The sequence below is a fragment of the Actinophytocola gossypii genome (assembly GCF_025165815.1).
Taxonomy (GTDB): domain Bacteria; phylum Actinomycetota; class Actinomycetes; order Mycobacteriales; family Pseudonocardiaceae; genus Actinophytocola; species Actinophytocola gossypii.
The window spans coordinates 291,378-316,045 of record NZ_JAFFZE010000015.1 but is presented as its reverse complement, the minus strand read 5'-3'; the positions used below and the strand labels follow the sequence as shown (position 1 = coordinate 316,045).

General features: G+C 72.5%; 25 protein-coding genes. 14 read left to right on the top strand and 11 right to left on the bottom strand.

What is annotated here, in order from left to right; all coding sequences use genetic code 11:
• Nucleotides 1–70 precede the first annotated feature (70 nt).
• Genes JT362_RS20395 through JT362_RS20375 form a run of 5 tightly spaced genes read right to left on the bottom strand, consistent with a single transcriptional unit; the run spans nucleotide 71 to nucleotide 4,797 of the window.
• Nucleotides 71–1,510, bottom strand: coding sequence for a sensor histidine kinase (locus JT362_RS20395; RefSeq protein ID WP_260193030.1), 1,440 nt, complete (start codon nucleotides 1,508–1,510; stop codon nucleotides 71–73).
• Complete coding sequence (locus JT362_RS20390; RefSeq protein ID WP_260193028.1) at nucleotides 1,507–2,193, bottom strand: response regulator transcription factor; 687 nt, start codon at nucleotides 2,191–2,193, stop codon at nucleotides 1,507–1,509. The genes JT362_RS20395 and JT362_RS20390 overlap by 4 nt, the downstream gene beginning before the upstream one ends.
• Nucleotides 2,190–3,140 (bottom strand): hypothetical protein, encoded by a 951-nt coding sequence (locus tag JT362_RS20385; RefSeq protein ID WP_260193025.1) that lies wholly within the window; start codon nucleotides 3,138–3,140, stop codon nucleotides 2,190–2,192. The genes JT362_RS20390 and JT362_RS20385 overlap by 4 nt, the downstream gene beginning before the upstream one ends.
• Nucleotides 3,140–3,889: an ABC transporter permease gene (locus JT362_RS20380; protein WP_260193024.1), complete on the bottom strand. Its 750-nt coding sequence runs from the start codon at nucleotides 3,887–3,889 to the stop codon at nucleotides 3,140–3,142. Before JT362_RS20380 ends, JT362_RS20385 begins: the two co-directional genes overlap by 1 nt.
• Nucleotides 3,886–4,797 (bottom strand): ABC transporter ATP-binding protein, encoded by a 912-nt coding sequence (locus JT362_RS20375; protein WP_260193023.1) that lies wholly within the window; start codon nucleotides 4,795–4,797, stop codon nucleotides 3,886–3,888. The genes JT362_RS20380 and JT362_RS20375 overlap by 4 nt, the downstream gene beginning before the upstream one ends.
• 140 nt (nucleotides 4,798–4,937) lie before the next feature.
• On the opposite strand from JT362_RS20375, the gene JT362_RS20370 reads away from it, so the two are divergent.
• On the top strand, nucleotides 4,938–5,960 hold the full coding sequence (locus JT362_RS20370) for a zinc-dependent alcohol dehydrogenase family protein (protein ID WP_260193021.1): 1,023 nt from the start codon (nucleotides 4,938–4,940) through the stop codon (nucleotides 5,958–5,960).
• An 88-nt stretch (nucleotides 5,961–6,048) separates the two neighbouring features.
• Here the strand turns inward: JT362_RS20370 and JT362_RS20365 are convergent, their stop codons facing one another.
• Entirely contained in the window at nucleotides 6,049–7,029 is a 981-nt protein-coding gene (locus JT362_RS20365) for a hypothetical protein (protein ID WP_260193019.1), read from the bottom strand.
• Nucleotides 7,030–7,113: 84 nt separating this feature from the next.
• On the opposite strand from JT362_RS20365, the gene JT362_RS20360 reads away from it, so the two are divergent.
• Nucleotides 7,114–8,100 carry an NAD-dependent epimerase/dehydratase family protein gene (locus JT362_RS20360; RefSeq protein WP_260193018.1) on the top strand — a complete coding sequence of 329 codons (987 nt, stop codon included), beginning with the start codon at nucleotides 7,114–7,116 and terminating at the stop codon, nucleotides 8,098–8,100.
• Here the strand turns inward: JT362_RS20360 and JT362_RS20355 are convergent.
• Nucleotides 8,085–9,527: an amidohydrolase family protein gene (locus JT362_RS20355; protein WP_260193016.1), complete on the bottom strand. Its 1,443-nt coding sequence runs from the start codon at nucleotides 9,525–9,527 to the stop codon at nucleotides 8,085–8,087. The genes JT362_RS20360 and JT362_RS20355 overlap by 16 nt on opposite strands.
• A gap of 93 nt (nucleotides 9,528–9,620) precedes the next feature.
• On the opposite strand from JT362_RS20355, the gene JT362_RS20350 reads away from it, so the two are divergent.
• The 7 genes from JT362_RS20350 (at nucleotide 9,621) to JT362_RS20315 (ending at nucleotide 14,929) form a co-directional block, all read left to right on the top strand.
• A complete protein-coding gene (locus JT362_RS20350) occupies nucleotides 9,621–10,424 on the top strand; it encodes an IclR family transcriptional regulator domain-containing protein (RefSeq protein WP_260193015.1) in 804 nt (267 codons plus the stop codon).
• Between the two features lie 84 nt (nucleotides 10,425–10,508).
• Nucleotides 10,509–11,633 carry a CaiB/BaiF CoA transferase family protein gene (locus JT362_RS20345; protein ID WP_260193014.1) on the top strand — a complete coding sequence of 375 codons (1,125 nt, stop codon included), beginning with the start codon at nucleotides 10,509–10,511 and terminating at the stop codon, nucleotides 11,631–11,633.
• Nucleotides 11,626–12,423 carry a citryl-CoA lyase gene (locus tag JT362_RS20340; RefSeq protein WP_260193012.1) on the top strand — a complete coding sequence of 266 codons (798 nt, stop codon included), beginning with the start codon at nucleotides 11,626–11,628 and terminating at the stop codon, nucleotides 12,421–12,423. Before JT362_RS20345 ends, JT362_RS20340 begins: the two co-directional genes overlap by 8 nt.
• On the top strand, nucleotides 12,416–13,282 hold the full coding sequence (locus tag JT362_RS20335) for a DODA-type extradiol aromatic ring-opening family dioxygenase (RefSeq protein WP_260193010.1): 867 nt from the start codon (nucleotides 12,416–12,418) through the stop codon (nucleotides 13,280–13,282). The genes JT362_RS20340 and JT362_RS20335 overlap by 8 nt, the downstream gene beginning before the upstream one ends.
• Nucleotides 13,283–13,352: 70 nt before the next feature.
• The gene (locus JT362_RS20330; RefSeq protein ID WP_260193009.1) at nucleotides 13,353–13,712 is read left to right on the top strand and encodes a hypothetical protein; all 360 of its coding nucleotides are present in this window, start codon (nucleotides 13,353–13,355) and stop codon (nucleotides 13,710–13,712) included.
• Nucleotides 13,712–14,677 (top strand): quinone oxidoreductase family protein, encoded by a 966-nt coding sequence (locus JT362_RS35435; RefSeq protein WP_311202733.1) that lies wholly within the window; start codon nucleotides 13,712–13,714, stop codon nucleotides 14,675–14,677. The genes JT362_RS20330 and JT362_RS35435 overlap by 1 nt, the downstream gene beginning before the upstream one ends.
• A gap of 57 nt (nucleotides 14,678–14,734) precedes the next feature.
• The gene (locus tag JT362_RS20315) at nucleotides 14,735–14,929 is read left to right on the top strand and encodes a DUF3072 domain-containing protein (RefSeq protein WP_260193007.1); all 195 of its coding nucleotides are present in this window, start codon (nucleotides 14,735–14,737) and stop codon (nucleotides 14,927–14,929) included.
• Nucleotide 14,930: 1 nt separating this feature from the next.
• Here the strand turns inward: JT362_RS20315 and gnd are convergent, their stop codons facing one another.
• The 3 genes from gnd to JT362_RS20300 all read right to left on the bottom strand — a co-directional run bounded on the left by gnd (nucleotide 14,931) and on the right by JT362_RS20300 (nucleotide 17,783).
• Nucleotides 14,931–16,367, bottom strand: a complete 1,437-nt coding sequence (gene gnd, locus JT362_RS20310; protein WP_260193006.1) for an NADP-dependent phosphogluconate dehydrogenase — start codon at nucleotides 16,365–16,367, stop codon at nucleotides 14,931–14,933.
• Nucleotides 16,368–16,434: 67 nt separating this feature from the next.
• The gene (locus JT362_RS20305) at nucleotides 16,435–17,010 is read right to left on the bottom strand and encodes a DUF305 domain-containing protein (RefSeq protein ID WP_260193005.1); all 576 of its coding nucleotides are present in this window, start codon (nucleotides 17,008–17,010) and stop codon (nucleotides 16,435–16,437) included.
• Between the two features lie 56 nt (nucleotides 17,011–17,066).
• Complete coding sequence (locus JT362_RS20300; RefSeq protein ID WP_260193004.1) at nucleotides 17,067–17,783, bottom strand: lytic polysaccharide monooxygenase; 717 nt, start codon at nucleotides 17,781–17,783, stop codon at nucleotides 17,067–17,069.
• A 169-nt stretch (nucleotides 17,784–17,952) separates the two neighbouring features.
• On the opposite strand from JT362_RS20300, the gene JT362_RS20295 reads away from it, so the two are divergent.
• Nucleotides 17,953–18,219 (top strand): GlsB/YeaQ/YmgE family stress response membrane protein, encoded by a 267-nt coding sequence (locus JT362_RS20295; protein WP_260193003.1) that lies wholly within the window; start codon nucleotides 17,953–17,955, stop codon nucleotides 18,217–18,219.
• Between the two features lie 25 nt (nucleotides 18,220–18,244).
• Here JT362_RS20295 and JT362_RS20290 read toward each other — a convergent pair whose 3' ends face one another.
• A complete protein-coding gene (locus tag JT362_RS20290) occupies nucleotides 18,245–19,102 on the bottom strand; it encodes an SRPBCC family protein (protein WP_260193002.1) in 858 nt (285 codons plus the stop codon).
• Between the two features lie 125 nt (nucleotides 19,103–19,227).
• On the opposite strand from JT362_RS20290, the gene JT362_RS20285 reads away from it, so the two are divergent.
• Genes JT362_RS20285 through nrfD form a run of 4 tightly spaced genes read left to right on the top strand, consistent with a single transcriptional unit; the run spans nucleotide 19,228 to nucleotide 24,640 of the window.
• Nucleotides 19,228–19,458, top strand: coding sequence for a hypothetical protein (locus tag JT362_RS20285; RefSeq protein ID WP_260193000.1), 231 nt, complete (start codon nucleotides 19,228–19,230; stop codon nucleotides 19,456–19,458).
• Between the two features lie 59 nt (nucleotides 19,459–19,517).
• Entirely contained in the window at nucleotides 19,518–22,751 is a 3,234-nt protein-coding gene (gene fdh / locus JT362_RS20280; RefSeq protein WP_260192998.1) for a formate dehydrogenase, read from the top strand.
• Between the two features lie 3 nt (nucleotides 22,752–22,754).
• Complete coding sequence (locus JT362_RS20275; protein ID WP_260192997.1) at nucleotides 22,755–23,624, top strand: 4Fe-4S dicluster domain-containing protein; 870 nt, start codon at nucleotides 22,755–22,757, stop codon at nucleotides 23,622–23,624.
• On the top strand, nucleotides 23,621–24,640 hold the full coding sequence (gene nrfD, locus JT362_RS20270) for an NrfD/PsrC family molybdoenzyme membrane anchor subunit (RefSeq protein ID WP_260192996.1): 1,020 nt from the start codon (nucleotides 23,621–23,623) through the stop codon (nucleotides 24,638–24,640). Before JT362_RS20275 ends, nrfD begins: the two co-directional genes overlap by 4 nt.
• The last annotated feature ends 28 nt before the right edge of the window (nucleotides 24,641–24,668 follow it).

The window sequence follows — 24,668 nt, the reverse complement described above, 5'->3', positions numbered from 1 at the left end:
ACCTAACGTCTAGCACATTCTGCCGTTGTCGACGGTAGGCGACACTCCTGACGGGTGATCAATAGCCCCATCAGGTGACGGTCGGGGCTGCCGGCAGCTCGATCCGGAAGGTCGCGCCCTCTCCCGGGCTGGTGTTCACCGACACCGTTCCCCCGTGCGCGGTGACCAGCGACCACACGATCGCCAGACCCAGCCCGGCGCCGCCGCCGTGGTCCCTGGCCCGGCTGGTGTCCGCCCGGTAGAAGCGGTCGAACACGCGCGCCGCCTGGTCCGCCGGCAGCCCGGGACCGGTGTCGGCGAACTCCAGCACCGCCACCGCACCGGACATCCCGCCCGACGCCCCGCCCGACGCCCCGCCCGGTGGCCCGTCCGATGTCCCGACGCCGATCCGCACGGCGGAGCCCGCCGGGGTGTGCGCGATCGCGTTGCCGATCAGGTTGCTCACCACCTGTCGCAGCCGTGACTCGTCACCCAGGACCGGCGCCGGCGCGGGATCCGGCGACGTGCCGAGGCCGGTGAGGCTGACCGGCCGGGTCGGGTCGAGCGCGCGGAGGTCGTGCAGCGCGTCCGCGGCCAGCGTGCGCAGGTCCATCGGCCCCCGGCGCAGCTCGAGGCCGCGCTCGTCGAGCTGGGCGAGCAGCAACAGGTCGTCCACGAGGCCGGTCAGCCGCAGCGACTCGCGCTCGATGCGGTCCATCGTCGCCTCGATCTCGGCACCGCCCAATCGGTACAGCTGGGCGAAGCCGCTGATGCCGGCGAGCGGGGTACGCAGCTCGTGGCTCGCGTCGGCGACGAACCGGCGCAGGCGGTCCTCCGACCTGGCCCTGGCCGCCACCGCCGCCTCGATCTGGGCCAGCATGCCGTTCAGCGCCGAGGTCAGCCGGCCCACCTCGGTGCCGGGCGCGGTGCTGGGCGGGACCCGGCGCGACAGGTCACCGCCGGCGATCGCGGTCGCCGTCTCCTCGATCCGGCGCAGCGGCCGCAGCCCGGCGCGCACCCAGAACCAGCCGACCACCGCGAGCGTGCCGAGCAGACCGCCACCGACCAGCAGGCACACCGCCCGCACCCGGTCCATCGTCGCGTCGACCTGCGTCAGCGCGCCGGCGACGACGACACTGCCGTCCCCGCCGTGCACCGGCAGGGCGAGCACCCGCCAGCCCGGCACCTCGAACGGCCGACCGCCGCGCTCCGCGACCGCCGCACTGTCCAGGTCCGGCAGCTCGGGCGACGTCGGGCCGCGCACCGCCAGCGTCGGGTCGCCGGCCGGGGTGAGGTAGGCGACGTAGAACCCGTCCGGCGTCCGCTCCCCGGCACGGGCCGAGAGCGCGCCCAGTACCGACTCCGGAACGGCGGCCAGCACGGTCGCCCCCAGCGTCACCTGCGAGTCCACCCGCTCCACCAGCGGTTTGCGCAGCGCGACCAGCACCACCGCGTCGCTCGCGACCATGCCGACGACCAGCAGCGTCATCGCGATCAGCAGGACCCGCGCCCGCAGCGACAGCCGCCTCACCGCGGACCGCGCAGCACGTAGCCGACACCGCGGACGGTGTGGATCAGCCGTGGGTCCCGGTTGTCGACCTTGCGTCGCAGGTAGCTGATGTAGGACTCGACGATGCTGGCGTCGCCGCCGAAGTCGTAGCGCCACACGTGCCGCAGGATCTGCTCGCGGGCCAGTACCCGGCCCGCGTTCTCCATCAGGAACCGCAGCAGCGTGAACTCCGTCGGCGACAGCGACACGGGTTCGCCGCCACGCGTGACCAGCTGCGCGGTCGGGTCCAGCTCCAGGTCCCCCGCGACCAGCACCTCGCGTGGTGCACCGCTGGTGCGCCGCAGGATGGCCCTGATCCTGGCGATCAGCTCCTCCAGCCGGAACGGCTTGGTGACGTAGTCGTCGCCGCCCGCGGTCAGTCCGGCGACCTTGTCCTCACCCGCGTCCCGCGCGGTGAGGAACAGCACCGGTACCTCCCGCCCCGGCACCGCGCCGCTCCGGAGCCGGCGCAGCACCTCGAACCCGTCGACGTCGGGCAACATCACGTCGAGCACGACCAGATCCGGCGGCCCGGCCGCGGCGATTCGCAGCGCCTCGGCCCCGCTCGCCGTCGCCGACACCGCGAACCCGGCGAACCGCAGGCTGGCCGCGAGCAGTTCCCGCAGCGTCGGGTCGTCCTCCACGACGAGCAGGTTCGGCGTCATGCGTGCCGACGATGCCAGTACCGGACGCCCTGGACGAGCAGCCACGCCACCAGACCGCCCCCGAGCCCGGCCGCGGCGGCGGCGAGTGCGTTCCCGGCGACGCCGAGCTCGACCGCGAAGAACCCGGCCGACAGCCGCACCGCCGCCCCGCCGACGACGACCATGCCGGCGAGGCAGACCGCCGCCACCCACGGCGCGTGCCGGCCGGCGAACACCGCCACCAGCACCAGTACGACCACGGCGACGGCGGTCAGTGGCCACACCGGCACGGCCAGCGGCCCGAGCCCGCCGGTGTCGATCGTCGGCAACGGCAGGTCCGGCCCACGCGTCTCCCACGGCACGCCGAGCCCTCTGGTCAGCGCCACGCACAGCAGGTTCGGCGCGGCGAGCACCATCGTGCCGAGCACCCGCGCGCCGCCCGCGACGGACGCCACCACGCCGATCAGCGTGGCGAGCGCCGCGGCCCCGAGGAACACGGTCACCACCCGGCGGACCCACGGAAACCACCACATCGCCACCCGTGTTCCGACGACCACGACCAGCCAGGCCAGCCCGCCGAGCTGGGTCGACCACGGCAGCACGTCGAGGTCGCCGGCCGGGAGGAACGGCAGCGCGACGAGCCCGGCGACGACCACCGCCGACGCACCCGCCAGCCGCGGCCAGGTGGTGAGCACGGCCGCCAGCAGCACCGCGCCCACCAGCGAGACGCCGAGCGGCAGCACGTGCACCGAGCCGCTCAGCGTGGCCGGTCCCAGGTCCTCGGTGACGCCGACCGAACCGCCGACCGCGAGCGCCACGGCGGCCGGCGTGGCGGCGGCACCGAGCCCGAGGGTCGTCACGCCGAGCAGCGCCCACCCGGCCATACCGAGCCACGCGACCACCCCGGCAGCGGCCCCGGCGGCAACCCCGGCGGCGACGCCGGCGGCCGCCTCCCGGCCTGCGGCCATCACGCGTCCCTCGTCCGCAGGACCGCGTAGCCGGCGGCACCGACCGCCGCGACGAACGCGCACAGGATCGAATAGCCGGCCCACGGCCCGAGCTCGCCAGGGGCGCGCAGCACGGCCGTGATCCGCTCGCCCGCGGTGGTCGGCCAGTAGCGGTCCATCCAGTTCGACCAGGACTCCGGCAGCGCCGAGGACAGCGCCCGGATCACCCAGGTGATCGACACCAGCGCGCCGATCGCACCGGCCGTGGACCGCGACGCGGCGCCGAGCCCCAGCCCGAGCAGCCCGATCGCCGCCAGGTACAGGCCGCAGCCGACGACGGCGCGCAGCACGCCGGGCTCGCCGAGCGTGGCGTGCGGCACGTCCATGCCGGCGATCACCGCCTGCCCGGTGAAGAACGACGCGAACCCGATCAGCTGCCCCAGCACCAGGGCCGCGCCCGCCAGCACGGTGGCCTTCGCGGCGAGCAGCCGGCCGCGCCGGGGCGCCGCGGTCAGCGACGGTTGCATGGTGCCGGTGGCGTACTCGCTGGTGATCACCAGCACGCCGAGCACCCCGATGGCCAGCTGCGCGACGACCAGACTGGTCATGCTGCTCGCGGTCGGGTCCCAGTCCTCGCCGGTGTACGTGCGGGCGGCGGTGCCGGACGCGAGCGCGCCGATGCCGACGCCGAGCAGCACGGTCATGGCCGCGGTGAGCCAGGTGGAGCGGAGGCTGCGGAACTTGGTCCACTCGGAACGGAGTAGGTTCACGCGGTCACCCCGTACTCGACCGAGGAGTCGGTGAGGGCCATGAACACGTCCTCCAGCGAGCCGCGTACCGGGGTCAGCTCGGCCAGCGCGATCCCCTCCCCGGCGGCGAGCTTGCCGATCTCGGTCGCGGTGAGGTTGTGCACGTGCAGGGCGTCGGTGTCGGTCTCCAGGCGGGCTCCCGCGCGGCGCAGGACGCGGGTGAGCAGGTCCAGCTCGCCGGCGCGGACCAGGACGTACTCCGTGCCGTGCTCGCGGAGGAACTCGTCGAGCCCGGTGTCCGCGATGATCCGGCCCCGGCCGATCACCAGCAGGTGGTGCGCGGTGAGCGCCATCTCGCTCATCAGATGGCTGGACACCAGGACCGTCCGGCCCTCGGCGGCCAGGTCCCGCATCAGGCCGCGGATCCAGCGGATGCCCTCGGGGTCCAGCCCGTTGACCGGCTCGTCGAACATCAGTACCGGCGGGTCGCCGAGCAGCGCGGCGGCGATGCCGAGCCGCTGGCTCATGCCGAGGGAGAACGTGCCGGCGCGCCGGTTGGCGACCTTCTCCAGGCCGACGAGCGCGAGCACCTCGTCGACCCGCCGACGGCCGATGCCGGCGGTCTGCGCCAGCGCGAGCAGGTGGTTGGCGGCGGTCCGTCCCGGGTGGCAGGCGCGGGCGTCGAGCAGCGCGCCGACCGTATGCAGGGGGTGGGTCAGGTCGCGGTAGTGCCGGCCGTGCACGGTCACGTCGCCCGCGGTCGGCGCGTCCAGGCCGAGGACGAGCCGCATGGTGGTGGACTTGCCGGCGCCGTTCGGGCCGAGGAAACCGGTGACGCGTCCCGGCTCGACGGTGAAGTCGAGGTCGTCGACGGCGAGCCGGTCGCCGTAGCGCTTGGTGAGGCCGCGTGCCTCGATGGTGTCGGTCATGCCGTCACGTTCTCGGCGACAGGTCACGGCTTCCTGGGAACGCTCGCCGTGTCCTCGGCGAATGCGGCCGCATTTCCAGGGAACTCCCAGGATCCGAGGGGTTCCCCGGGGGTGGACGCACGAACGAGGAGGGACGTGGAATGCGTGGAGTGGTGCTGCACGACCCGGGCGACATCCGGGTCGAGGAGCGGGCGGACCCGTCGATCATCGAGCCGGCGGACGCGGTGATCCGGGTGACCGCCGCCTGTGTGTGCGGATCGGACCTGTGGCCGTACCGGGGCGTGGAGCAGGCCGACCACCAGCCGATGGGACACGAGTACGTCGGCGTCGTCGAGGAGATCGGGCCGGACGTGCGGACCATCGAGGTCGGTGACTTCGTCGTCGGGTCGTTCGTCACCTCGGACAACACGTGCGAGATCTGCCGGGCCGGCTACCAGTCCCACTGCGTGCGCCGGGAGTTCGTCGCGCAGACGATCGGGACGCAGGCGGAGCGGGCCCGCATCCCGCTGGCCGACGGCACCTTGGTGGCCACCCCCGGCCGGCCACACCCGGAACTGGTGCCGTCGCTGCTTGCGGCGTCCGACGTGCTGGGGACCGGCTGGTTCGCGGCCGTCGCCGCCGAGGTGGGGCCGGGCAGGACCGTCGCCGTGGTCGGCGACGGCGCGGTCGGCCTGATGGGGGTCCTCGCGGCGCGGCAGCTGGGTGCGGAGCGGATCATCGCCATGTCCCGGCACGCCGACCGCCAGGCGCTGGCCCGCGAGTACGGCGCCACCGACATCGTCGAGGAGCGCGGTGACGCGGGCGTGGCCAGGATCAGGGAGCTCACCGGCGGGCTCGGCGCGCACTCGGTGATCGAGGCCGTCGGCACGCAGGAGTCGACGATGCAGGCGGTGCGGGCGACCCGCCCCGGCGGGCACGTCGGCTACGTCGGCGTCAACCACGACGTGACGATCCCCGGCATCGACCTGTTCTTCTCCGGGGTGCACCTGCACGGCGGACCGGCCCCGGTCCGGCGGTTCCTGCCCGAGCTGATCCGGCTCATCTGGGATCGGACGATCGACCCGGGCAAGGTCTTCGACCTCACCCTGCCGCTGGACCGGGCCGCCGACGCCTACCGGGCGATGGACGAGCGTCGCGCCGTGAAGGTCCTCCTGCGGCCATGACCCGCCGAGCGCAGGTCACGCCCGAGCAGGCGGGACTGCCCCACGCGGGCGCGGACCGGCGCGTGCCCGGCCGGGTTCCGCCGGTGGGCTAGCCGTCCACCAGGCGGACCGGGTGGTGACGGGGCGGGGGTGGGCGCCGCGGGTCGAGGGTCAGGGTCATCCGGTCGCGGGTGCTGGCGGTGACCTCGAAGCCGCTGAACCGCAGCGTGACCAGCAGCTGCCGGTTGGCCGGGGTCGGCACGAACTCCGCCACCGGTGGGAGCCCCGCCAGCAGGGTGCGGGTCACGATGTGGTCCAGGAACGCCGCACCCGCGCCGCGGGCCAGTACCCGCTCGCACATCAGCAGTTCCACCGCCGTCGCGGCAGTTCTCGGGGCCAGCACGGCGAACCCGACCACGCCGTACGGGCCGAACCGGTCCCGCAGGGTCGCCGTGAGCACCTCGTGGGCCGGGTCGTCGACCAGTGCCGTCAGCTCCGCCGGGCCGAGCCGGCGGCCCGTCGTGGTGAAACCGGTGGCGACCGGGAGGTCCCCCGGCATGGGCGCGCGGACCTCCAGTTCGAGGCCGAGCGAGGCGACGAACGACGCCGACGTGCCGGGGTGGGTCGTCGACGCGGTCCGGCGGCGTTGCTCGGCGCGCACGATGTGCCGACGGTCGCGGCTGTTGGTGGTCACCACGTCCGGGGTGAACTCGCCGAGTTCGGGCAGGCCGTCGACCATCGCGGCCGGGTAGCAGCGCACCGCCGGCAGCGCGGCGCTCACCTCCGCGCGGGCCACCGGGTCGCCGGACACCACCGCGATCGTCTCGAGTGGAATGTCCAGTGTGGACGCTGCGACCCGCACCGGGCCGGACTTGGCGTCCCGGCCGAAGTCGAGCACGCTGAACAGGTCGACCAGGCCGTGCCTGGCCAACGTCACCGTGTGGTCGCGGCGCCCGGTCGCGGCGTGCAGGATGCCGCGCCGGTCGAGGGCGTGCAGGGTGCCCACCGCACCGGCCGACGGCAGCGAGGTGTCGCCGCGCCACAGGGTGTCGTCGAGGTCCCAGACCAGGCCCCGCACGGTCGGCCGCATCCGCCAAGCCTTCCCGCACCCACGGGGGCCAGGTAGGGAACAAAGCGCATGATCCGCGCGTGCCCGAGCCGTACAGTGTCGGCCGTGGCGAACGGGAGAGTGTTGGTGACCGGCAGCTCCGGGCACCTGGGTGAGGCCCTGGTCCGGGTGCTGACCGAGCGGGGCGAGGACGTCGTCGGCCTGGACGTGCTGCCGTCGGCGCACACCACCGTCGTCGGTGACGTGGCCGACCGGGACGTGGTGCGGGCGTGCCTGGCCGGGGTGTCGACCGTGCTGCACACGGCCACCCTGCACAAGCCGCACGTCGGCACGCACGGGCGGCAGGCGTTCGTGGACACCAACGTGTCCGGGACGCTCGCCCTGCTGGAGGAGTCGGCCGCGGCGGGCGTGCGGCGGTTCGTGTTCACCAGCACCACGAGCACGTTCGGCCGGGCACTCACGCCGAGGTCCGGCGAGCCGGCGGCGTGGATCACCGAGGACGTGGTTCCGGTGCCGCGCAACGTCTACGGCGTCACCAAGACGGCCGCGGAGAACCTGTGCGAGCTGGCGCACCGCGACCTCGGACTACCGGTGGTCGTACTGCGCACCTCCCGGTTCTTCCCGGAGGCCGACGACCGCGACGAGGTGCGCGCCGCCTACGCGGACGCCAACGTCAAGGCGACCGAGTACCTGTACCGGCGGGTCGACCTGGCCGACGTGGTGGACGCGCACCTGCTGGCCGCCGAGCGCGCGCCGGCGCTCGGGTTCGACCGGTTCGTGGTCAGCGCCACCACCCCGTTCACCTACACCGACCTGCCGGAGCTGCACCGGAACGCGCCGGCCGTGGTCGCCCGCCTGTTCCCCGACCAGCCGGCCGAGTACGCCCGGCGCGGCTGGCGGGTGTTCGACGCGATCGACCGGGTGTACGTCAACACCCGGGCCCGCGAGGTCCTGGGCTGGCGGCCCCGGTACGACTTCCGGCACGTGCTCGACCTGCTGGCGGCCGACCGGGACTTCCGGAGCCCGTTGGCGCGCGCGGTCGGCGCCAAGGGCTACCACGCGACCTCGACGGGGCCCTACACCGTGCGCTGAGTGTGCGTGGCGGAGCTCTGGTAGTCGGTGTACGTGTAGGGGTTGTCGAGGATCTTGCTCTCCGGGATCGCCGGGTGCATGCCGGCCTCCCACGCCTCCTCGCCCAGCTCGGCGCGCAGGTACGACACGGTCTCCTCGACCGCGCTGCGGGCGGCGCGCAGGTCGACGTCGATCAGCTTGTGCTCGTGCTTGACCAGGCGGCCGTCGACCAGCACGGTGTGCACGTCGCCGCGCTGGGCCTGGAACGCCACGTGCCCGTACGGGTTGAGCAGCGGGAACGACACCGGCGAGTGCTCGTTCTTGATCAGCACCACGTCGGCCTTGCTGCCCACTTCCAGGGTGCCGATGTCCGACCGGCCGAGCGCGTCCGCGCCGCCTCGGGTCGCCCAGGCCACCACCTGGTCGGCCCGCAGCCGGCACTCGGTGACCGTCTCGCCGCTGGCGTGCGCCTCCAGGTGGTCGCGTGACCGGTCGGCGCCGAGCGTCGCGCGCATGGCGGAGAACAGGTCGCCCGACCACCACACGCTGGTGTCCATCGACAGCGACACCGGGATGCCGTGCGCGCGGATCGCCCAGGTGGGCGGGTAACCCTGGCCCGCGCTCTGCTCGCTCTCGGTGGACACCGAGATGGAGCCGCCGGTCGCGGCGATCCGGTGGTAGGAGTCCGCGGACAGCGACGCGGCGTGCACGTAGATCGTCTCGGGGCCCATGAAGCCGTTGTCGTGCATCAGCCGGATGCCGTCGTCGCTGGTCGCGCCCCACACGCCGGCGTGCGTGGTGACCGGGACGCCGAGCTCGCGGGCCACCTCGAACGCCGGCTTCTCCGGGAAGGACGGGTCGCCGGTGACGTCGAAGGCCAGCTGGAAGCCGAGCATGTCGTCGCGCGGGAGCCGGTCGACGAAGGCGTGGAACTCGGGTGCGGCGGTCCACTCGGCCGGCGGGGCCTGGATGTTGCCGTAGGCGAGGACGTACCGGCCGGGGACCGAGCGCAGCGCGTCGAGGGCGGCGTCGGCGTGGTCGACGGTGCGCAGGCCGTGTGACCAGTCGACGACCGTGGTCACGCCCGCCTCCAGTGCCTCCAGCGCGGCGAGCACGTTGCCGGCGTGCACGTCCTGGGGGCGGAACTTGACACCGTGTTCCAGGTAGTACCAGACGAAGTACTGGGTGAGCGTCCAGTCGGCGCCGTAGCCGCGCATGGCGGTCTGCCACATGTGCCGGTGGGTGTCGATCATGCCGGGCATGACGATGCCGTCGGTCGCGTCGATCACCGCGGTGTCGTCGGGAACCTCAAGCTCGGGACCGACGGCGGCGATCGTGTCGCCGACGACGAGGACGTCGGCTCCGGTGAGTACCCGGCGGGTGTCGTCCATCGGCAGCACGGTGCCACCGCGGAACACGATGGGGCGTCCGGCCGCGATCTCGTTCATCGTGCGCTCCCTCTCCATCGGACACATGTCCGTACAGCGGCGACCTGGTGGGGTTACTCTGATCCGCGGGTCGAGGGAAGTCAAGGAGCCGCCATGCCGAGGGAACGCACCGGACCGGATTTCATCGAGGCGCTGGCGCGGGGGCTGGACGTGATCGCGGCGTTCACCCCGAACCGGCCGGCGATGTCGCTGTCCGACGTGGCGTCCGCGACCGGGCTCGCCCGGCCGACCGCCCGGCGGATCCTGCTGACCCTCCAGGAACTCGGCTACGTGCGCGCGGAGGCGGGCGGGTTCGCGCTCACCCCCCGGGTGCTCGACCTCGGCGTGGCCTACGTCCGGTCGCAGGGCCTGTGGGACGTCGCCCGCCCGCACATGGAGCGGCTGTCCGAGCGGACGAACGAGTCGTGCTCGGTCGCCCAGCTCGACGGCTCGGACATCGTCTACGTCGCCAGGGTCGCGGTGCCCAAGATCGTGGCCCTCGCCGTGCAGATCGGCACCCGGTTCCCGGCACTGCAGACGTCGCTCGGCAAGGTGCTGCTCGCGGCGCTGTGTCCGGAGGAGGTCGACGCGGTGCTGGCCGAGCCAACCCGGTCCGGGCTCACCCCGCGCTGGCAGCCGGACCGGGCCGAGCGGGAGGCGGCGTTGCGGGAGGTCCGGGCGCGCGGCTGGGCGCTCACCGACGAGCAGCTGGCCCTGGGCATCCGTTCGGTTGCCGCTCCCCTGCGCGACGGCACCGGCCGGGTGGTCGCCGCGCTGAACGTCAACACCCACGCCGCCGAGACCAGCCTCGAGCACCTGGTCGAGCACCACCTGCCGCTGCTGCTGCACACCGCGGGGGAGATCAGCGCCGACTTCGCCCGGCTGGCCACCGCGCCGCACGTGACCCGCACCGCTTGACGGTCCTCACGGGACGCGCCTAGCGTTGTCGCGGACGGTTGTCCGCCATACGGACGGAGGTGTGTCATCGGACCGCTCGACGGCGTGCTCGTCGCCGACTTCTCCCGGATCCTCGCCGGGCCGTACGCCACCATGCTGCTCGCCGACCTGGGCGCAGAGGTGGTCAAGGTCGAGGGCCCGGGCGGCGACGACACCCGCACCTGGATGCCTCCGGTGCGCGACGGTGTGTCGACCTACTACCTGGGGATCAACCGGGGCAAGCGGTCGATCGCGCTCGACCTGCGCGAGGACGCCGACGCGGCGGCGGCCCGCGAGCTGGCCGCCCGCGCGGACGTGCTGATCGAGAACTTCAAGCCGGGCGGCCTGGCCCGGTTCGGCCTGGACTTCGCGTCGGTGCGCGAGCGCAACCCCGGCCTGGTCTACACCTCGATCACCGGGTTCGGCTCCGGCGCGGGCCGGCACGTGCCCGGCTACGACCTGATGGTCCAGGCGATCTCCGGCCTGATGAGCCTCACCGGCGACCCGGACGGTCCGCCCTACCGCGCCGGGATCTCGGTCTTCGACGTGATGGCCGGCAACCACGCGGTCATCGGGATCCTGGCCGCGCTGCGGCACCGGGACGCCACCGGCGAGGGCCAGCTGGTCGAGGTCAACCTGCTGTCCTCGGCGCTGACCGGCCTGGTCAACCACAGCTCGGCGTACGCGGCGGGTGGGACGGTGCCGTACCGGATGGGCAACGCGCACCCCAGCGTCTTCCCGTACGAGCCGCTGCCGACCGCCGACAACGACCTGATCGTCACCGCCGCCAACGACCCGCAGTTCCGCAAGCTGTGCGAGGTGCTCGGCGTGCCGGAACTGGCCGACGACCCCCGTTTCGCCCGCAACGCCGACCGCACCGAGAACCGCGCGGAGCTGCGCCCGCTGCTGGTCGAGCGGCTGCGGACCCGGGGCGCGAACGAGTGGTTCGACCTGCTCGTCGCCGCGGGCGTCCCGTGCGGACCGATCAACACGATCGACGGCGGCTTCGCCATGGCCGAACGGTTCGAGCTGGAGCCGGTGGTCGAGGTAGGCGACGGCGACCGCGCGGTGCCCACCACCCGTCACCCGATCCGGTTCTCCGCCACCCCGGCGAGCTACCGGCTACCCCCGCCTGAGCTGGACGAGCACGGCGCCGAACTGCGGAAGTGGCTGGCCGATCCCGATGCCTGAGTACCCGACGGCGCTCGGCGCGTCCTCCCGTGACTCGATCACCCTGCTGGGCAAGGACCTGGCCACCGACGTGATGGGCGAGGTCGGCTTCGGCGAGCTGGCGTTCTGGCTCGCCACCCAGCGCCGCCCGACGCCCGGCGAGACCCGCGTGTTCGAGGCGGTGCTGGCCGCGCTCGCCGACCACGGCTTCACCCCCACCGCGATCGTCACCCGGCTGACCTACCTGTCCGCGCCCGACTCCGTGCAGGGCGCGCTGGCGGCCGGGCTGCTCGGCGGCGGGTCCCGCTTCCTCGGCGTCACCGAGGACTGCGGCCGGTTCCTGCACGAGGTGCTCGTCGAGCGCGAGCCGCCGGCCGGCGACGACGGCTGGGACGAGCTGGCGCTGGAGGTCGTCACCGCCGAACGCGCGGCCGGGCGGTTCATCCCCGGCCTCGGTCACCACGTGCACAAGGACGGCGACCCGCGCACGCCGAGGCTGTTCCAGATCGCGCGGGAGGAGGGGCTGGTCGGCCCGCACCTGTCGCTGTTCGCCGCGATCGGCCGGGTGCACCCCCGGGTGCTCGGGAAGACGCTGCCGCTCAACGGCGCCGGGGTGTGCGGGGCCGCGCTCGCCGACCTCGGGCTGCCGCTGGAACTGCTGCGCGGGTTCGCGCTGCTGGCCAGGACCGCCGGCCTGATCGGGCAGCTCGCCGAGGAGCTGCGCCACCCGGTCGGCAACGACATCTTCCTGTCCGTCGACCTCAACAACCGGTCCGTCCCGCCATCCGCACAAGGAGGTCCGCATGGCTGAGCTGGTCGCGGTGATCGCGTCCACGCACCACCCCTTCTACTACCGGGCGAGCACCGCGACCGGCGAGGACCGGCCCCCGTTCGCCGACGAGTGGGTGCGCAAGGTCGAGGCGTTCCGCGAGACCCTGACCAGGGCGAACCCGGACGTGCTGGTCATGGTCGGCTCGGACCACTTCCACCAGCTGTGGCTGGACAACATGCCGCAGTTCCTGGTCGGCAAGGCGCCGTTCTACGACGCGAACTGGTACAACGAGGAACGCGAGTTCGGCCTGCCCCGGATGGTGATGACCGGGAGCGAGGACCTGTCGTCCTACATCCTGCGCGAGGGCATCGACGCCGGCTTCGACCTGGCGTTCTCCAACGAGCTGCGGATCGACCACTCGATCACCTGCCCGATCATCACCCTGCGCCCGCAGAACGACCTGCCGATCGTGCCGATCTACACCAACATCTTCGCCCCGCCGCTGCCCAGACCGAAACGTTTCGTCCAACTGGGACAGACGATCCGCGAGCTGGTCGAGTCCTGGCCGTCGGACCAGCGGGTGGCGGTGATCGGCACCGGCCACCTGTCGCTGGAGCTGGGCGGACCAAGGCAGTTCGGCCCGCACGGCCCGGACCCGGAGTTCGACCGCCGGGCGGTGGAGTGGATCTCGACCGGTGACATCGAGGGCTGCTGCGCGGACGTGACGCTGGACAGCCTGCACCTGCCGGGGAACGCCACCCACGGTTTCATGGACTTCATGCTGATGATGGGCGTGGCGGGCGAGGGCCGCAAGGCCGACTACGTGGACACCTACGACCTGTTCCACACGATGGAGGCGTACTTCACCTGGTACCCGAACGGGGGCGCCGCGTCGTGAGCGAGCTTGCGAGCGAACCAATGACACAGGGCGACCGCGAGCGGCGACTCCGAGCCTGCGAGGAGTCGTCGTGAGCAAATACCTGCTGAACAAGTTCCTGTTCACCGTGGACCGCGACCCCTCGCTCGTCGAGCGCTACCGGGACGATCCACAGGGGACGGTCGAGTGGTGGGAGTCGACGGAGGCGAACCGGCTGCTGAACTGCCACACCGGCGAGTCGTCGACCTGGCTGCGCTTCGCCGACGCCGAGCGGGAGGCCCTGGCCACCCACGACTACCCGAGGCTGTTCGAGCTGGGCGCGCACCCGTTCCTGACGCTGACCCTGTTCATCGCGATGTTCGAACGGGATCACGACGGTCTCGGCTTCCAGCTGGAGTACGCGCGGCGCCTGGCGCACTTCTCGCTGCCCTACCCGGACATCGCGACCTGATGCGCGCGGCCGAGATCCACACCGCAGGCGAGCCGCCCGCCGTGGTCGAGCGCGCCGTCCAAGCCCCGGCGCGGGACGAGACCCTGGTCGAGGTGCTGGCGGCGCCGATCACGCCGCTGGACCTGCTGTGCGCGAGCGGCACGTCGTACTTCGGGCGTCCGCGCACCCCGTACGTGCCGGGTGTGCAGGGCGTCGGCCTGGCCGGCGGGCACCCGGTCTGGTTCCCCACGTCGGCCGGCATGGCACCGGGCGACGGCAGCATGGCGGACGTGGTCGCGGTACCGGCGTCGTCGCTGGTGGAGCTGCCGGCGGGCACCGACCCGGTGGCGTTCGCCGCGCTCGGGCTGTCGGCGGTGGCCGCGCACATGGCCCTGACCTGGACGGGTGTTCTGGAGGCCGGCGAGCAGGTGATCGTGCTGGGGGCGGGTGGCGTGGTCGGCCAGTCGGCCGTCCAGCTGGCCCGCGCGGCCGGTGCCAGGCGGGTGGTGGCGGCCGCCCGGTCGGCGGCGGCCCAGGAACGCGCGCTCCGCGCCGGCGCGGACGCCGTGGTGGCCCTGGACACCGAGGATGTCGCGGTGCTCGCGGCCCGCTTCACCGAGGCGGCGGACGGGTCGGTGGACCTGGTGGTCGACCCGCTGTTCGGCGCTCCGGCGGCGGCCGCGGCACGGGCGCTGGGGCCGGGTGGACGGCTGGTGAACCTGGGCGGCTCGGCGTCGGAGACCAGCCCGCTCGACTCGTCGACGATCCGTGGGAGGTCCCTGCGGGTGCTCGGCTACACCAACAACGAGCTGACCCCGGAGCAACGCGCCACGGCGATCCGCACGGTCGCCGGCCACGCGCTGGCGGGGCGGCTGGCGGTGCCGTACGAGGCGGTGCCGCTGGCGGAGGTGGCAGCGGCGTGGCTCCGCCAGGCCGGGGGTGGGACGAGTGGCCGCATCGTGCTGACACCGGTCCGAGATCCGTAGGTGTACGTCCTCGACGCGCCGGGTACCTCGAACGCACGTTCGAGGAAGGAGTCCACGATGACCGACGTGACACCCGTGCCGGACAAGGACCCCGAGGACTGGACCACCGGCGACGAGCCGATGACCGGTCCTCAGGGGTCCTACCTGCACACCCTCGCCCAGGAAGCGGGCGTCGAGGTGCCCGACGGCCTGACCAAGGCGCGGGCCTCCGAGCTCATCGACGAACTCCAGGCCCGCACCGGCCGGGGATGACTCAGGCTTCGACCTCGGCGCGGTCGCCGCCCCACAGGGTGTGGAAGGTGCCCTCGCGGTCGACCCGCTTGTACGTGTGCGCGCCGAAGAAGTCGCGCAGGCCCTGGATCAGGGCGGCGGGCAGCCGGTCGGCGCGCAGGGCGTCGTAGTACGCGAGCGCGGAGGAGAACCCGGGCGTGGGGATGCCGGCCTTCGCCGCGTGCGCGACGATCCGGCGCCAGGCCTCCTGGCCCTCGGCGACCGCGTCCCGGAAGTACGGCGCGACCAGCAGGGACGCCGGGCGCTCCTCGGCGTAGGCGTCCTTGATCCGGTCCAGGAACCTGGCCCGGATGATGCAGCCACCCCGCCAGATGGTGGCCATCGCGCCCAGGTCGATGTCCCAGCCGTACTCCGCGCTCGCCGCGGCCATCTGGTCGTAGCCCTGCGCGTAGGCCACCACCTTGGACGCGTACAGGGCCTTGCGGACGTCGTCCACGAAGGCGTCGCGGTCGGACACCGGGACCGAGCCCCGTGCCGGTCCGGGCAGCGCCTCGCGGGCCGCGTCCCGCTGCTCGGGGTGCGCGGACAGCGCGCGGGCGAACGTGGCCTCGGCGATGCCGGTGACCGGAACGCCCAGGTCGAGCGCGGTCTGCACGGTCCAGCGGCCGGTGCCCTTCTGCTCGGCCTGGTCCAGCACGACGTCCACGAACGCCTGGCCGGTGGCGGCGTCGGTGTGTCCGAGCACCTCGGCGGTGATCTCGATGAGGAACGACGCCAGGTCGCCGGTGTTCCACTCGGCGAAGATCCTCGACAGGTCGGCGGCTGACGCGCCGAGACCGTCCCGGAGCAGGTCGTAGGCCTCCGCGATCAGCTGCATGTCGGCGTACTCGATGCCGTTGTGCACCATCTTGACGAAGTGGCCGGCGCCGTCCGGGCCGACGTGCACGCAGCACGGGGTGCCGTCGACGTGCGCGGCGATCTTCTCGAACATCGGGCCGAGCGTGGCGTAGGACTCCTTCGAGCCGCCGGGCATGATGCTCGGGCCGAGCAGGGCGCCCTCCTCCCCACCGGACACGCCCGCGCCGACGAAGTGCAGGCCGCGTTCCCGCAGGTCGGCCTCGCGGCGGCGGGTGTCGGCGTAGTGCGCGTTGCCGCAGTCGATCACGATGTCGCCCTCGTCGAGCAGCGGGACGAGCTCGTCGATGACGGCGTCGGTCGGCGCGCCCGCCTTCACCATGATCACGACCCGACGGGGCCGTTCCAGGGCGGCGACGAACTCCTCGAGCGTCTCGGTCGGCACGAAGGTGCCCTCGTCGCCGTGCTCGGCCACCAGCGACTTCGTGCGCGCGGAGGTGCGGTTGTGCAGCGCGACCGAGAAGCCGTTGCGCGCGAGGTTGCGGGCCAGGTTGCGGCCCATGACCGCGAGCCCGCTGACACCGATCTGTGCCAGGTCTGCCATCTGGTGTTCCTTCCGTGAGGTGCTCGACGCCACTCTGCCCGAGGTTGGAGCGGCTGTCAGCAGGGCCTCACGGTGTTGCGAGGAACGTCGCCATCTGCTTGACCTGCGCGGTACGGGACTCCACGACCCGGTCGGCCAGGTCCAGCGCGTCCGGGTGCCGGCCGTCCTCGAGCTCCATCCTGGCCAGCTTCACCGCGCCGTGCTGGTGGCCGGTGAGCGAGGTGAGGAAGGCCCGGTCGAACTGGGCCGCCGGGGTCTCCGCGAGCGCGGTGACCACCGAGGGGTCGGCGGAGTGCAGGCCGTCACCGTGGCCGTGGTGCGCGTTCGGGTCGGGATCGGCGGCGATCGGCTGGTTCCACTCGGTGAGCCAGGACTCCATGTCGGCGATCTCGTCGGTTTGGGTGGCCTCGACCGCGGCGGCGAAGTCGCGGATCTCGGGGTCGGTGGCCAGGTCGGCGGCGAGCGCGGCCAGCCGCACGCCCTGCCGGTGGTGCGGGACGAGCATCTGCAGGAACATCACGTCGGTGTCGTTGAACGAGCCGTCCAGCGGCGGCGCGGATCGCGAGGCGCCGGTGCGCATGGTGAGGGCACTGTCGCACCCGGCCAGCAGCAGCACGACGGCGACGAGCAGGCAGCGGATCATGGGGCGCTCCCGGGGTGCCGGCCGGCCCGCTGGGTGCACGGACCGGCCGGCTCGCACTACAGGGCCTGCCACAGGGCAGGGGTGCTCGCCGGCTCCCAGCCCGGCAGCGCGGTGTGGTTCTGCAGGCACCGGTAGGTGGTGCCGCCGTAGGTGACCTCCGAGCCCGCGGTGTACGCGGTGCCGGTCGCCCAGGTACCGCCCGGGTTCTCCGCCGGCGGCGGGTTCGTGGGCGGCGGGGTCGGTGCCGGGCTCTCGCCGCCGACGTTGAGGTCGACACAGGCGTAGAACGCGTTGGCGGTGTCCCCGACGTTCCAGACCGCGAGGAGCTTCTGCCGGCCGGAGAAGCCGCTCAGGTTCACCTCGTGGGTCAGGCCCTGTGGCGGCTGCTGGTTGCCCAGGTCGAAGTTCGCCACTCGGGTGTTGCCGATGTAGTACTCGAAGTTCGACGTGCGGTGCCGCACGGTGAACGTCCAGGTGAAGTTCACGGTTTGGCCGACCGACGTGGCCCGCCACGGCTTGCTGTCGTCGTTGAGCTCGGCGAACCGGCCGACGCCGCCGTTGCAGCTGCGCAGGCCCTTCGGCCCTTCGACGCTCTGCGGTTCGTACTTGATCGCACCGCAGGAGAGCATCCCCTGCGCGCACTGCGCCTGCCGGCTGGGCGGCGAGGAGATGTATCCGTGCGCGCTGGCGGTGCCCGCGGGCAGGACGAACAGCCCGAGCGGGGCGATCGCCGCGGCGGCGGTGAAGATGGCCAACTTTCGTTTCAGTTTCATAATCAACTCCCGTGAGGCAGGGTGAAACTCCGGGACGTGGTCCAGACCACATCTACTGGTCTAGACCATGAAACGTAAGTAGTCAAGTCAGCACGCAGAGTGACGTGGTGGTTTGATATGGGTACCCGGGGGGAATTTCCGGGTCGACCACGACATCTTGGAGGATCGAATGATCGGCTTCATCGTCGCCGGACTGATCATCGGCGCGCTCGCCCGGCTGATCAAGCCCGGAAAGCAGCACCTCGGCATCATCGCCACGCTCCTGCTCGGCCTGGTCGGCTCGATCATCGGCGGCACGATCGCGTGGCTGCTCGGGACGGGCGACATCTGGGAGCTCAACGTCCTCGGCTTCGTGCTGGCCGTCGTGGCCGCCGTCCTGCTGGTCGGCGGCGCCGAGGCGATCGCCGGCAACCGCCGCAAGACCGTCCGCGGCTGACCTCCGGGTTTCGGAGCTGCCGGACCTACTCCGGCAGCTCCGAACTCGCCCGTTCCCAGGCGGCGCCGAGTTCGTGCATGCGCCGCAGTTCCAGCAGACCGCCCCGCCACCCGGCCTCGTGCTGGGCGGCGTTGTCGAGTTCGTCGGGGCCGAAACCGCTCTGCACGAAGGTCAGCGTGGTCCTGCCGTCGGACTCGGCGAGCTCCCAGCGGGTGACCATGCCGTCCTCGGCGTAGGCGAACACCCGGCCCTCGTCGAACTCGGTGACCCGGCCCCGGCCGCCGAACGTCACCGCGCCGCCCACCCGGGGCTCGATCTCCGGTGCGTACCCCCACCAGCGCTCGACCAGCTCCGGCTCGGTCAGCGAGGCGAACACCTCGCTCGCGGGAGCGTCGATCGTCAACACGACGCGGATCTCGGTCGCCCGTTCCTCGCCGAAGTCGGTGCCCGGCAGCACGTCACGACCGGCGAGCAGCTCGGCCAGGTTGCCGATCGCCAGCGGCCAGAACGTGTGCATGGTGTGCCGGCCGTCGCGCCGCCCGTCCGGGGACATCAGCTCGTCGAGCGTCGGCAGGCCGTCCTGGCGCAGCACCAACGACGTCCCGCCGTCCGCCGCGGACAGCTGGAGGTCGACCGTGGTCTGCCGGTCGTCGAGCACCCACTGGAAGCCCAGGTGGTCGGGCGAGACGGAGAGCAGCCGTTGCCGGCCGGGCGCGCCCTGGGGTATCCGCCGGCCCCAGAACGCGAACCGGTTCTCGGCGAGCGCGACCTCCACGTGGTCCGCCCCGAGCCAGGCACGCAGCGACGCGGGGTCGGTCAGCGCGTGCCACACCGCCGCGTGCTCGCGATCGAACCGCGCCCGGATTCCGAAGACGTCACCCATCGTCACCCTCCTTTGGCAAAGAAATTTTGAACGTCAAGCGCTTCCTTGTCAACGGGTCGGTCGGTTAGCACTTCGCTGAGTGGGTAGCCGAGCGACAGGGAGAGGAACCCGACGAAGGAGACACCGTGACTGCTACCGAGACCGGCCAGGTCACCGGCACCGTGGACAAGGACTACAACATCATCTGGTTCGTCGAGGCCTGCCTGAGCAACGCCCTGCGGCTGGAGACCTACATCCACGACGCCGAGCGCGCCGGCGACACCGAGCTCGCCGAGTTCTTCAAGCGTGCCCAGAACGAGAGCCGCAAGGGTGGTGAGCAGGGCAAGGAGCTCCTCGCCCGCCGCCTCGCGAGGTGAACGTTTAACCGCTGATCCGCCGGGTATCGCGTCGAGAACGCCCGTGGAAGGGGATCGACGTGGGACTGCGCGACTGGCCCGTGTACCGGCAACTACGAGGTCCGGACCGGACCGGCCGCGCGTCGGCGGTTCAGTCCCGGCGCAGTGCGGAGCTGACCCCGCGCACGGCCACGGCCGACCGGGTGGCGAAGTCCATCTGCCCGTACTGCGCGGTGGGCTGCGCACAGAACGTCTACGTACGCGACGAGAAAGTCGTCCAGATCGAAGGCGACCCCGACTCCCCGGTGAGTCGGGGTCGCTTGTGTCCCAAGGGTTCCGCCACCCTCCAGCTCACCACCGGCAGCACCCGCCGGCACACCGTGCTGTACCGGCCGCCGCACGGCACCGGCTGGGAGGAACTCGACCTCGACACGGCCATGGACATGGTCGCCGACCGGGTGATCGCTACCAGGCGGGAGACCTGGGAGGCCGAGCACGAGGGCGTCACCGTCAACCGCACGATGGGGATCGCCTCCCTCGGCGGCGCGACGCTGGACAACGAGGAGAACTACCTGATCAAGAAGCTCCTCACCAGTCTCGGGGTCGTGCAGGTCGAGAACCAGGCCCGGGTCTGCCACAGCTCGACCGTCGTCGGGCTCGGCACCTCGTTCGGGCGCGGCGGCGCCACCGGGTTCATGCAGGACCTGCAGCACTCCGACTGCATCGTCATCGAGGGCTCCAACTTCGCCGAGTGCCACCCGGTCGGGTTCCAGTGGGTGATGAAGGCCAAGGCACGTGGCGCGACGGTGATCCACGTCGATCCGAGGTTCACCCGGACGAGTGCGCTGTCGGACCTGCACGTGCCGATCCGCGCCGGCACGGACATCGCGTTCCTCGGCGGGATCATCAACCACGTCCTGGAGACCGACGCGATCTTCCGCGAGTTCGTCGTCAACTACACCAACGCGGCCACCATCGTCACCGAGGACTTCCAGGACACCGAGGACCTCGACGGGCTGTTCTCCGGGTTCGACACCGAGGCCCGCACGTACTCGTTCGACACCTGGAGCTACGTCGGCGCCCCCGCCGCCCCGGCGAGCGGCGTGCGGGACCGGACCCCGGGGCAGCGTCACGAGGACAAGCAGGACATCCGCGACGCCGGCCGGGGCGAGCAGCACGGCTCGGGCGGCGCTGCGCTGGAGGGCACCAGCCCGGAACGCGACGAGACCCTCCAGCACCCGCGCTGCGTCTACCAGATCCTCAAACGGCACTACGCCCGCTACACCCCGGCCATGGTGCAGGAGGTGTGCGGGATCCCGGAGGAGACGTTCCGGAAGGTCTGCCGGGCGCTGGTCGACAACTCCGGGCCGGAGCGCACCAGCCAGTTCTGCTACGCCGTCGGCTGGACCCAGCACTCCACCGGCGCCCAGTTCATCCGTGCCGCCTGCGTACTGCAGTTGCTGCTCGGCAACATCGGCCGCCCGGGCGGCGGCATCCAGGCGCTGCGCGGGCACGCCAGCATCCAGGGTTCCAGCGACATCCCCACGCTGTTCAACCTGCTGCCCGGCTACCTGCCGATGCCCTACGCCCACCACCAGCAGAACCTGCGCTCCTTCATCCAGGCCGACGCCGCCCGCAAGGGCTTCTGGGCCAACATGGAGAACTACTTCGTCAGCCTGCTCAAGGCGTGGTGGGGCGACACGGCCACCAGCGACAACGACTTCTGCTTCGACCACCTGCCCCGGCTCACCGGCAGCCACTCCACCTACGACACCGTGATGGAGCAGCTCGCCGGGCGCTGCAAGGGCTACTTCCTGATGGGCGAGAACCCGGCGGTCGGCTCGGCCAACGCGAAGATGCAGCGGCTCGGCATGGCCAACCTGGAATGGCTGGTGGTGCGGGACTTCAGCCTCATCGAGAGCGCCACCTGGTGGCAGAACGGGCCGGAGATCGAGACCGGGGAGCTGTCCACCGAGGAGAACGCGACCGAGGTGTTCTTCTTCCCGGCCGCCGCGCACACCGAGAAGGCCGGCAGCTTCACCAACACCAACCGCTGGCTCCAGTGGCACGAGGCGGCCGTCGAACCCGATGGCGACGCGCGCAGCGACCTGTGGTTCATGTACCACCTCGGCCTGCGGATCCGGGCGAAGCTCGCCGGCTCCACCGACCCGGTCGACCGGCCCGTGCTCGACCTCACCTGGGACTACCCGGTCGAGGGCCCGCACGACGAGCCGTCGGCCGACGCGGTCCTCCAGGAGATCAACGGCCGGGACGCGAACGGTGACCTGCTCACCGCCTACACCCAGCTCGCCGCGGACGGCTCGACCAGCTGCGGCTGCTGGATCTACTGCGGCGTCTACGCCGACGGGGTGAACCAGGCCGCCCGCAAGAAGCCGGCCGACGAGCAGGACTGGATCGCCGCCGAGTGGGCCTGGGCGTGGCCGGCGAACCGGCGGGTGCTCTACAACCGCGCGTCGGCCAGGCCGGACGGGACGCCGTGGAGCGAGCGCAAGAAGCTCGTCTGGTGGGACGCCGACGCGGGCGCGTGGACCGGCCACGACGTGCCCGACTTCGAGCGGGACAAATCCCCGGACTACCGCCCGGACAAGGACGATTCCGGCGTCGCCGCACTGTCCGGAGTGGACCCGTTCATCATGCAGGCCGACGGGAAGGGTTGGCTGTACGCGCCGGCCGGGGTGCTCGACGGGCCGATGCCGGCGCACTACGAGCCGCAGGACTCGCCGTTCCCGAACGCGCTGTACCGCCAGCAGCGCAACCCGGCGCGGCTGGTGTACCCGCACGAGCACAACCGCTACCAGCCGGTCGGCGGCGACACCTATCCGTACGTGATCACCACCTACCGGCTCACCGAGCACTTCACCGCGGGCGGCATGTCCCGCTCGACGTCGTACCTGGCGGAGCTGCAACCGGAGCCGTTCTGTGAGGTCTCGCCCGAGCTGGCCGCCAGCCGTGGCCTGGAGAACGGCGGCTGGGCCACGATCGTCACCGCCCGCAACGCCATCGAGGCGCGGGTGCTGGTGACCGACCGGATGACCCCGATCCGGGTCCAGGGCCGGGCGGTCGAGCAGATCGGGCTGCCGTACCACTGGGGCCCCAACGGGTTGAGCACCGGCGACGCGGCCAACGAGCTGTCCGGCATCACGCTGGACCCCAGCTCGCACATCCAGGAGGTCAAGACGTTCAGCGCGGACATCCGGCCGGGCCGGCGCCCGCGCGGGCCCGCGCTGCCCGCGCTCGTCCGGGCGTACCGGGACCGGGCCGGCGTCACCGAGCACACCGGAACGGAGGTCTGAGCCATGACGGCCGACACCGGCTACGAGAACCCCGCGCCGCGCAAGGGTTTCTTCACCGACACCAGCGTGTGCATCGGCTGCAAGGCGTGCGAGGTGGCGTGCAAGGAGTGGAACCTGATCCCGGAGGACGGGCTGGAGCTCACCGGGATGTCGTACGACAACACGGTCGGCCTCGGTGCGGACACCTGGCGGCACGTGGCGTTCATCGAACAGCGCAAACCCCTTGGCGGGCAGGAGAGCACGGCGTCCGCCGCGTCCACTGTAGACCTGGGGATGCCGGCGATGCCGGGTGCGGCGGACCGTTCGGAGTTCCGCTGGCTGATGGCCTCGGACGTGTGCAAGCACTGCACCGAGGCGGCGTGCCTCGACGTGTGCCCGACCGGCGCGCTGTTCCGCACCGAGTTCGACACGGTCGTGGTGCAGGAGGACATCTGCAACGGGTGCGGTTACTGCGTTCCCGCCTGCCCGTACGGGGTGATCGACCAGCGCGAGGACGACGGCCGGGTGTGGAAGTGCACGATGTGCTACGACCGCGTCGGCGACGGCATGGAGCCCGCGTGCGCGAAGGCGTGCCCCACCGACTCCATCCAGTTCGGCGACCTCGACGAGCTGCGCGAGCGCGCCGACGAGCGGTTGGCCCAGCTGCACGACGCCGGCATCGACGACGCCCGCCTGTACGGCCGCGACCCGGACGACGGGGTCGGCGGCAACGGCGCGTTCTTCCTGCTGCTCGACGAACCGGAGGTGTACGGCTTCCCGCCGGCGCCGAAGGTCACCACCCGCGACCTGCCCGCGATGTGGCGCCGCGCCGGGCTCGCCGCGGCCACGCTGCTGACCGGCCTGGCCGCCACGTTCCTCGGGAGGAAGCGATGACCGGCCCGGTCCGCGACGGCACCGACGTCCGCGCCGACGCCACGTCCCCGCCCGAGCGCACGGCCGTGGTCGGCGCCCGCAAGCGCGGGCGACGGGGCCGCCGGGGCGAGCAGCCGATGGTCCCGGACGCCGAGTTCACCTCGTACTACGGCAGGCCGGTGCTCAACAAGCCGACCTGGCACGCCGGGGACATCGCCGGGTACCTGTTCCTCGGTGGCCTGGCCGGCGCGTCGTCGATCCTGGCCGCGGGCGCGCAGCTCACCGGGCGTCGGGCACTGGCCAGGAGTTGCCGGGTCGGTGCGCTGGTGGGGATCTCGGGCTCGCTGTACGCGCTGGTCCACGACCTCGGCCGGCCAGCGCGGTTCCTGAACATGCTGCGCACCGTCAAGCCGAGCTCCCCGATGAGCGTCGGCACCTGGATCCTGATGGCGTACGGGCCGGCCGCGGGTGCCGCCGCGGTGTCGGACCTGACCGGTCTGCTCCCCCGTGCCGGCCGCGCGGCCACCCTCGGCGCGGCCGTCGTCGGGCCCGCGGTGGCCTCGTACACGGCGGTACTGGTCGCCGACACCGCGGTGCCGTCCTGGCACGAGGGTCACCGGGAGCTGCCGTTCGTGTTCGTCGGCTCGGCTGCCGCGGCGGCGGGTGGGCTCGGCATGATCGCCGCCCCGGTGGGCGAGGCGGGCCCGGCGCGGCGCGCGGCGGTACTCGGCGGCGTGCTGGAACTGGCCGCGGCGAAGCGGATGGAGGCCGGGATGGGCCTGGCCGCGGAGCCGCTGCGTACCGGGAAGGCGGGCCGGCTGATGCGCGCGGCCAAGGCGCTGACGGTGACCGGGGCCCTGCTCGGCGGGGTACTCGGCCGGAAGTCCAGGGTGGCTTCGGTGCTCGGCGGCGCGGCCGCGCTGGCCGGGTCGGCGTGCACCCGCTTCGGCGTCTTCCACGCCGGTGTCGCCTCCGCCGAGGACCCGAAGTACACCGTCGTCCCCCAGCGGGAGCAACTCGACCGGCGCGGGGGCTGACCGTACTCACCCCTGCGCGTTCCGTACC

Bases quoted from the DNA above. Each gene is read 5' to 3' on its own strand.
- nrfD (WP_260192996.1), top strand. From the start codon at position 23,621: ATGACCGGCCCGGTCCGCGACGGCACCGACGTCCGCGCCGACGCCACG.
- JT362_RS20295 (WP_260193003.1), top strand. From the start codon at position 17,953: ATGATCGGCTTCATCGTCGCCGGACTGATCATCGGCGCGCTCGCCCGG.
- JT362_RS20275 (WP_260192997.1), top strand. From the start codon at position 22,755: ATGACGGCCGACACCGGCTACGAGAACCCCGCGCCGCGCAAGGGTTTC.
- JT362_RS20340 (WP_260193012.1), top strand. From the start codon at position 11,626: ATGCCTGAGTACCCGACGGCGCTCGGCGCGTCCTCCCGTGACTCGATC.
- JT362_RS20315 (WP_260193007.1), top strand. From the start codon at position 14,735: ATGACCGACGTGACACCCGTGCCGGACAAGGACCCCGAGGACTGGACC.
- JT362_RS20370 (WP_260193021.1), top strand. From the start codon at position 4,938: ATGCGTGGAGTGGTGCTGCACGACCCGGGCGACATCCGGGTCGAGGAG.
- JT362_RS20300 (WP_260193004.1), bottom strand. From the start codon at position 17,783: ATGAAACTGAAACGAAAGTTGGCCATCTTCACCGCCGCCGCGGCGATC.
- JT362_RS20355 (WP_260193016.1), bottom strand. From the start codon at position 9,527: ATGAACGAGATCGCGGCCGGACGCCCCATCGTGTTCCGCGGTGGCACC.
- JT362_RS20385 (WP_260193025.1), bottom strand. From the start codon at position 3,140: ATGGCCGCAGGCCGGGAGGCGGCCGCCGGCGTCGCCGCCGGGGTTGCC.
- JT362_RS20290 (WP_260193002.1), bottom strand. From the start codon at position 19,102: ATGGGTGACGTCTTCGGAATCCGGGCGCGGTTCGATCGCGAGCACGCG.
- JT362_RS20305 (WP_260193005.1), bottom strand. From the start codon at position 17,010: ATGATCCGCTGCCTGCTCGTCGCCGTCGTGCTGCTGCTGGCCGGGTGC.
- JT362_RS20335 (WP_260193010.1), top strand. From the start codon at position 12,416: ATGGCTGAGCTGGTCGCGGTGATCGCGTCCACGCACCACCCCTTCTAC.
- JT362_RS35435 (WP_311202733.1), top strand. From the start codon at position 13,712: ATGCGCGCGGCCGAGATCCACACCGCAGGCGAGCCGCCCGCCGTGGTC.
- JT362_RS20350 (WP_260193015.1), top strand. From the start codon at position 9,621: ATGCCGAGGGAACGCACCGGACCGGATTTCATCGAGGCGCTGGCGCGG.
- JT362_RS20365 (WP_260193019.1), bottom strand. From the start codon at position 7,029: ATGCGGCCGACCGTGCGGGGCCTGGTCTGGGACCTCGACGACACCCTG.
- JT362_RS20390 (WP_260193028.1), bottom strand. From the start codon at position 2,193: ATGACGCCGAACCTGCTCGTCGTGGAGGACGACCCGACGCTGCGGGAA.
- gnd (WP_260193006.1), bottom strand. From the start codon at position 16,367: ATGGCAGACCTGGCACAGATCGGTGTCAGCGGGCTCGCGGTCATGGGC.
- JT362_RS20375 (WP_260193023.1), bottom strand. From the start codon at position 4,797: ATGACCGACACCATCGAGGCACGCGGCCTCACCAAGCGCTACGGCGAC.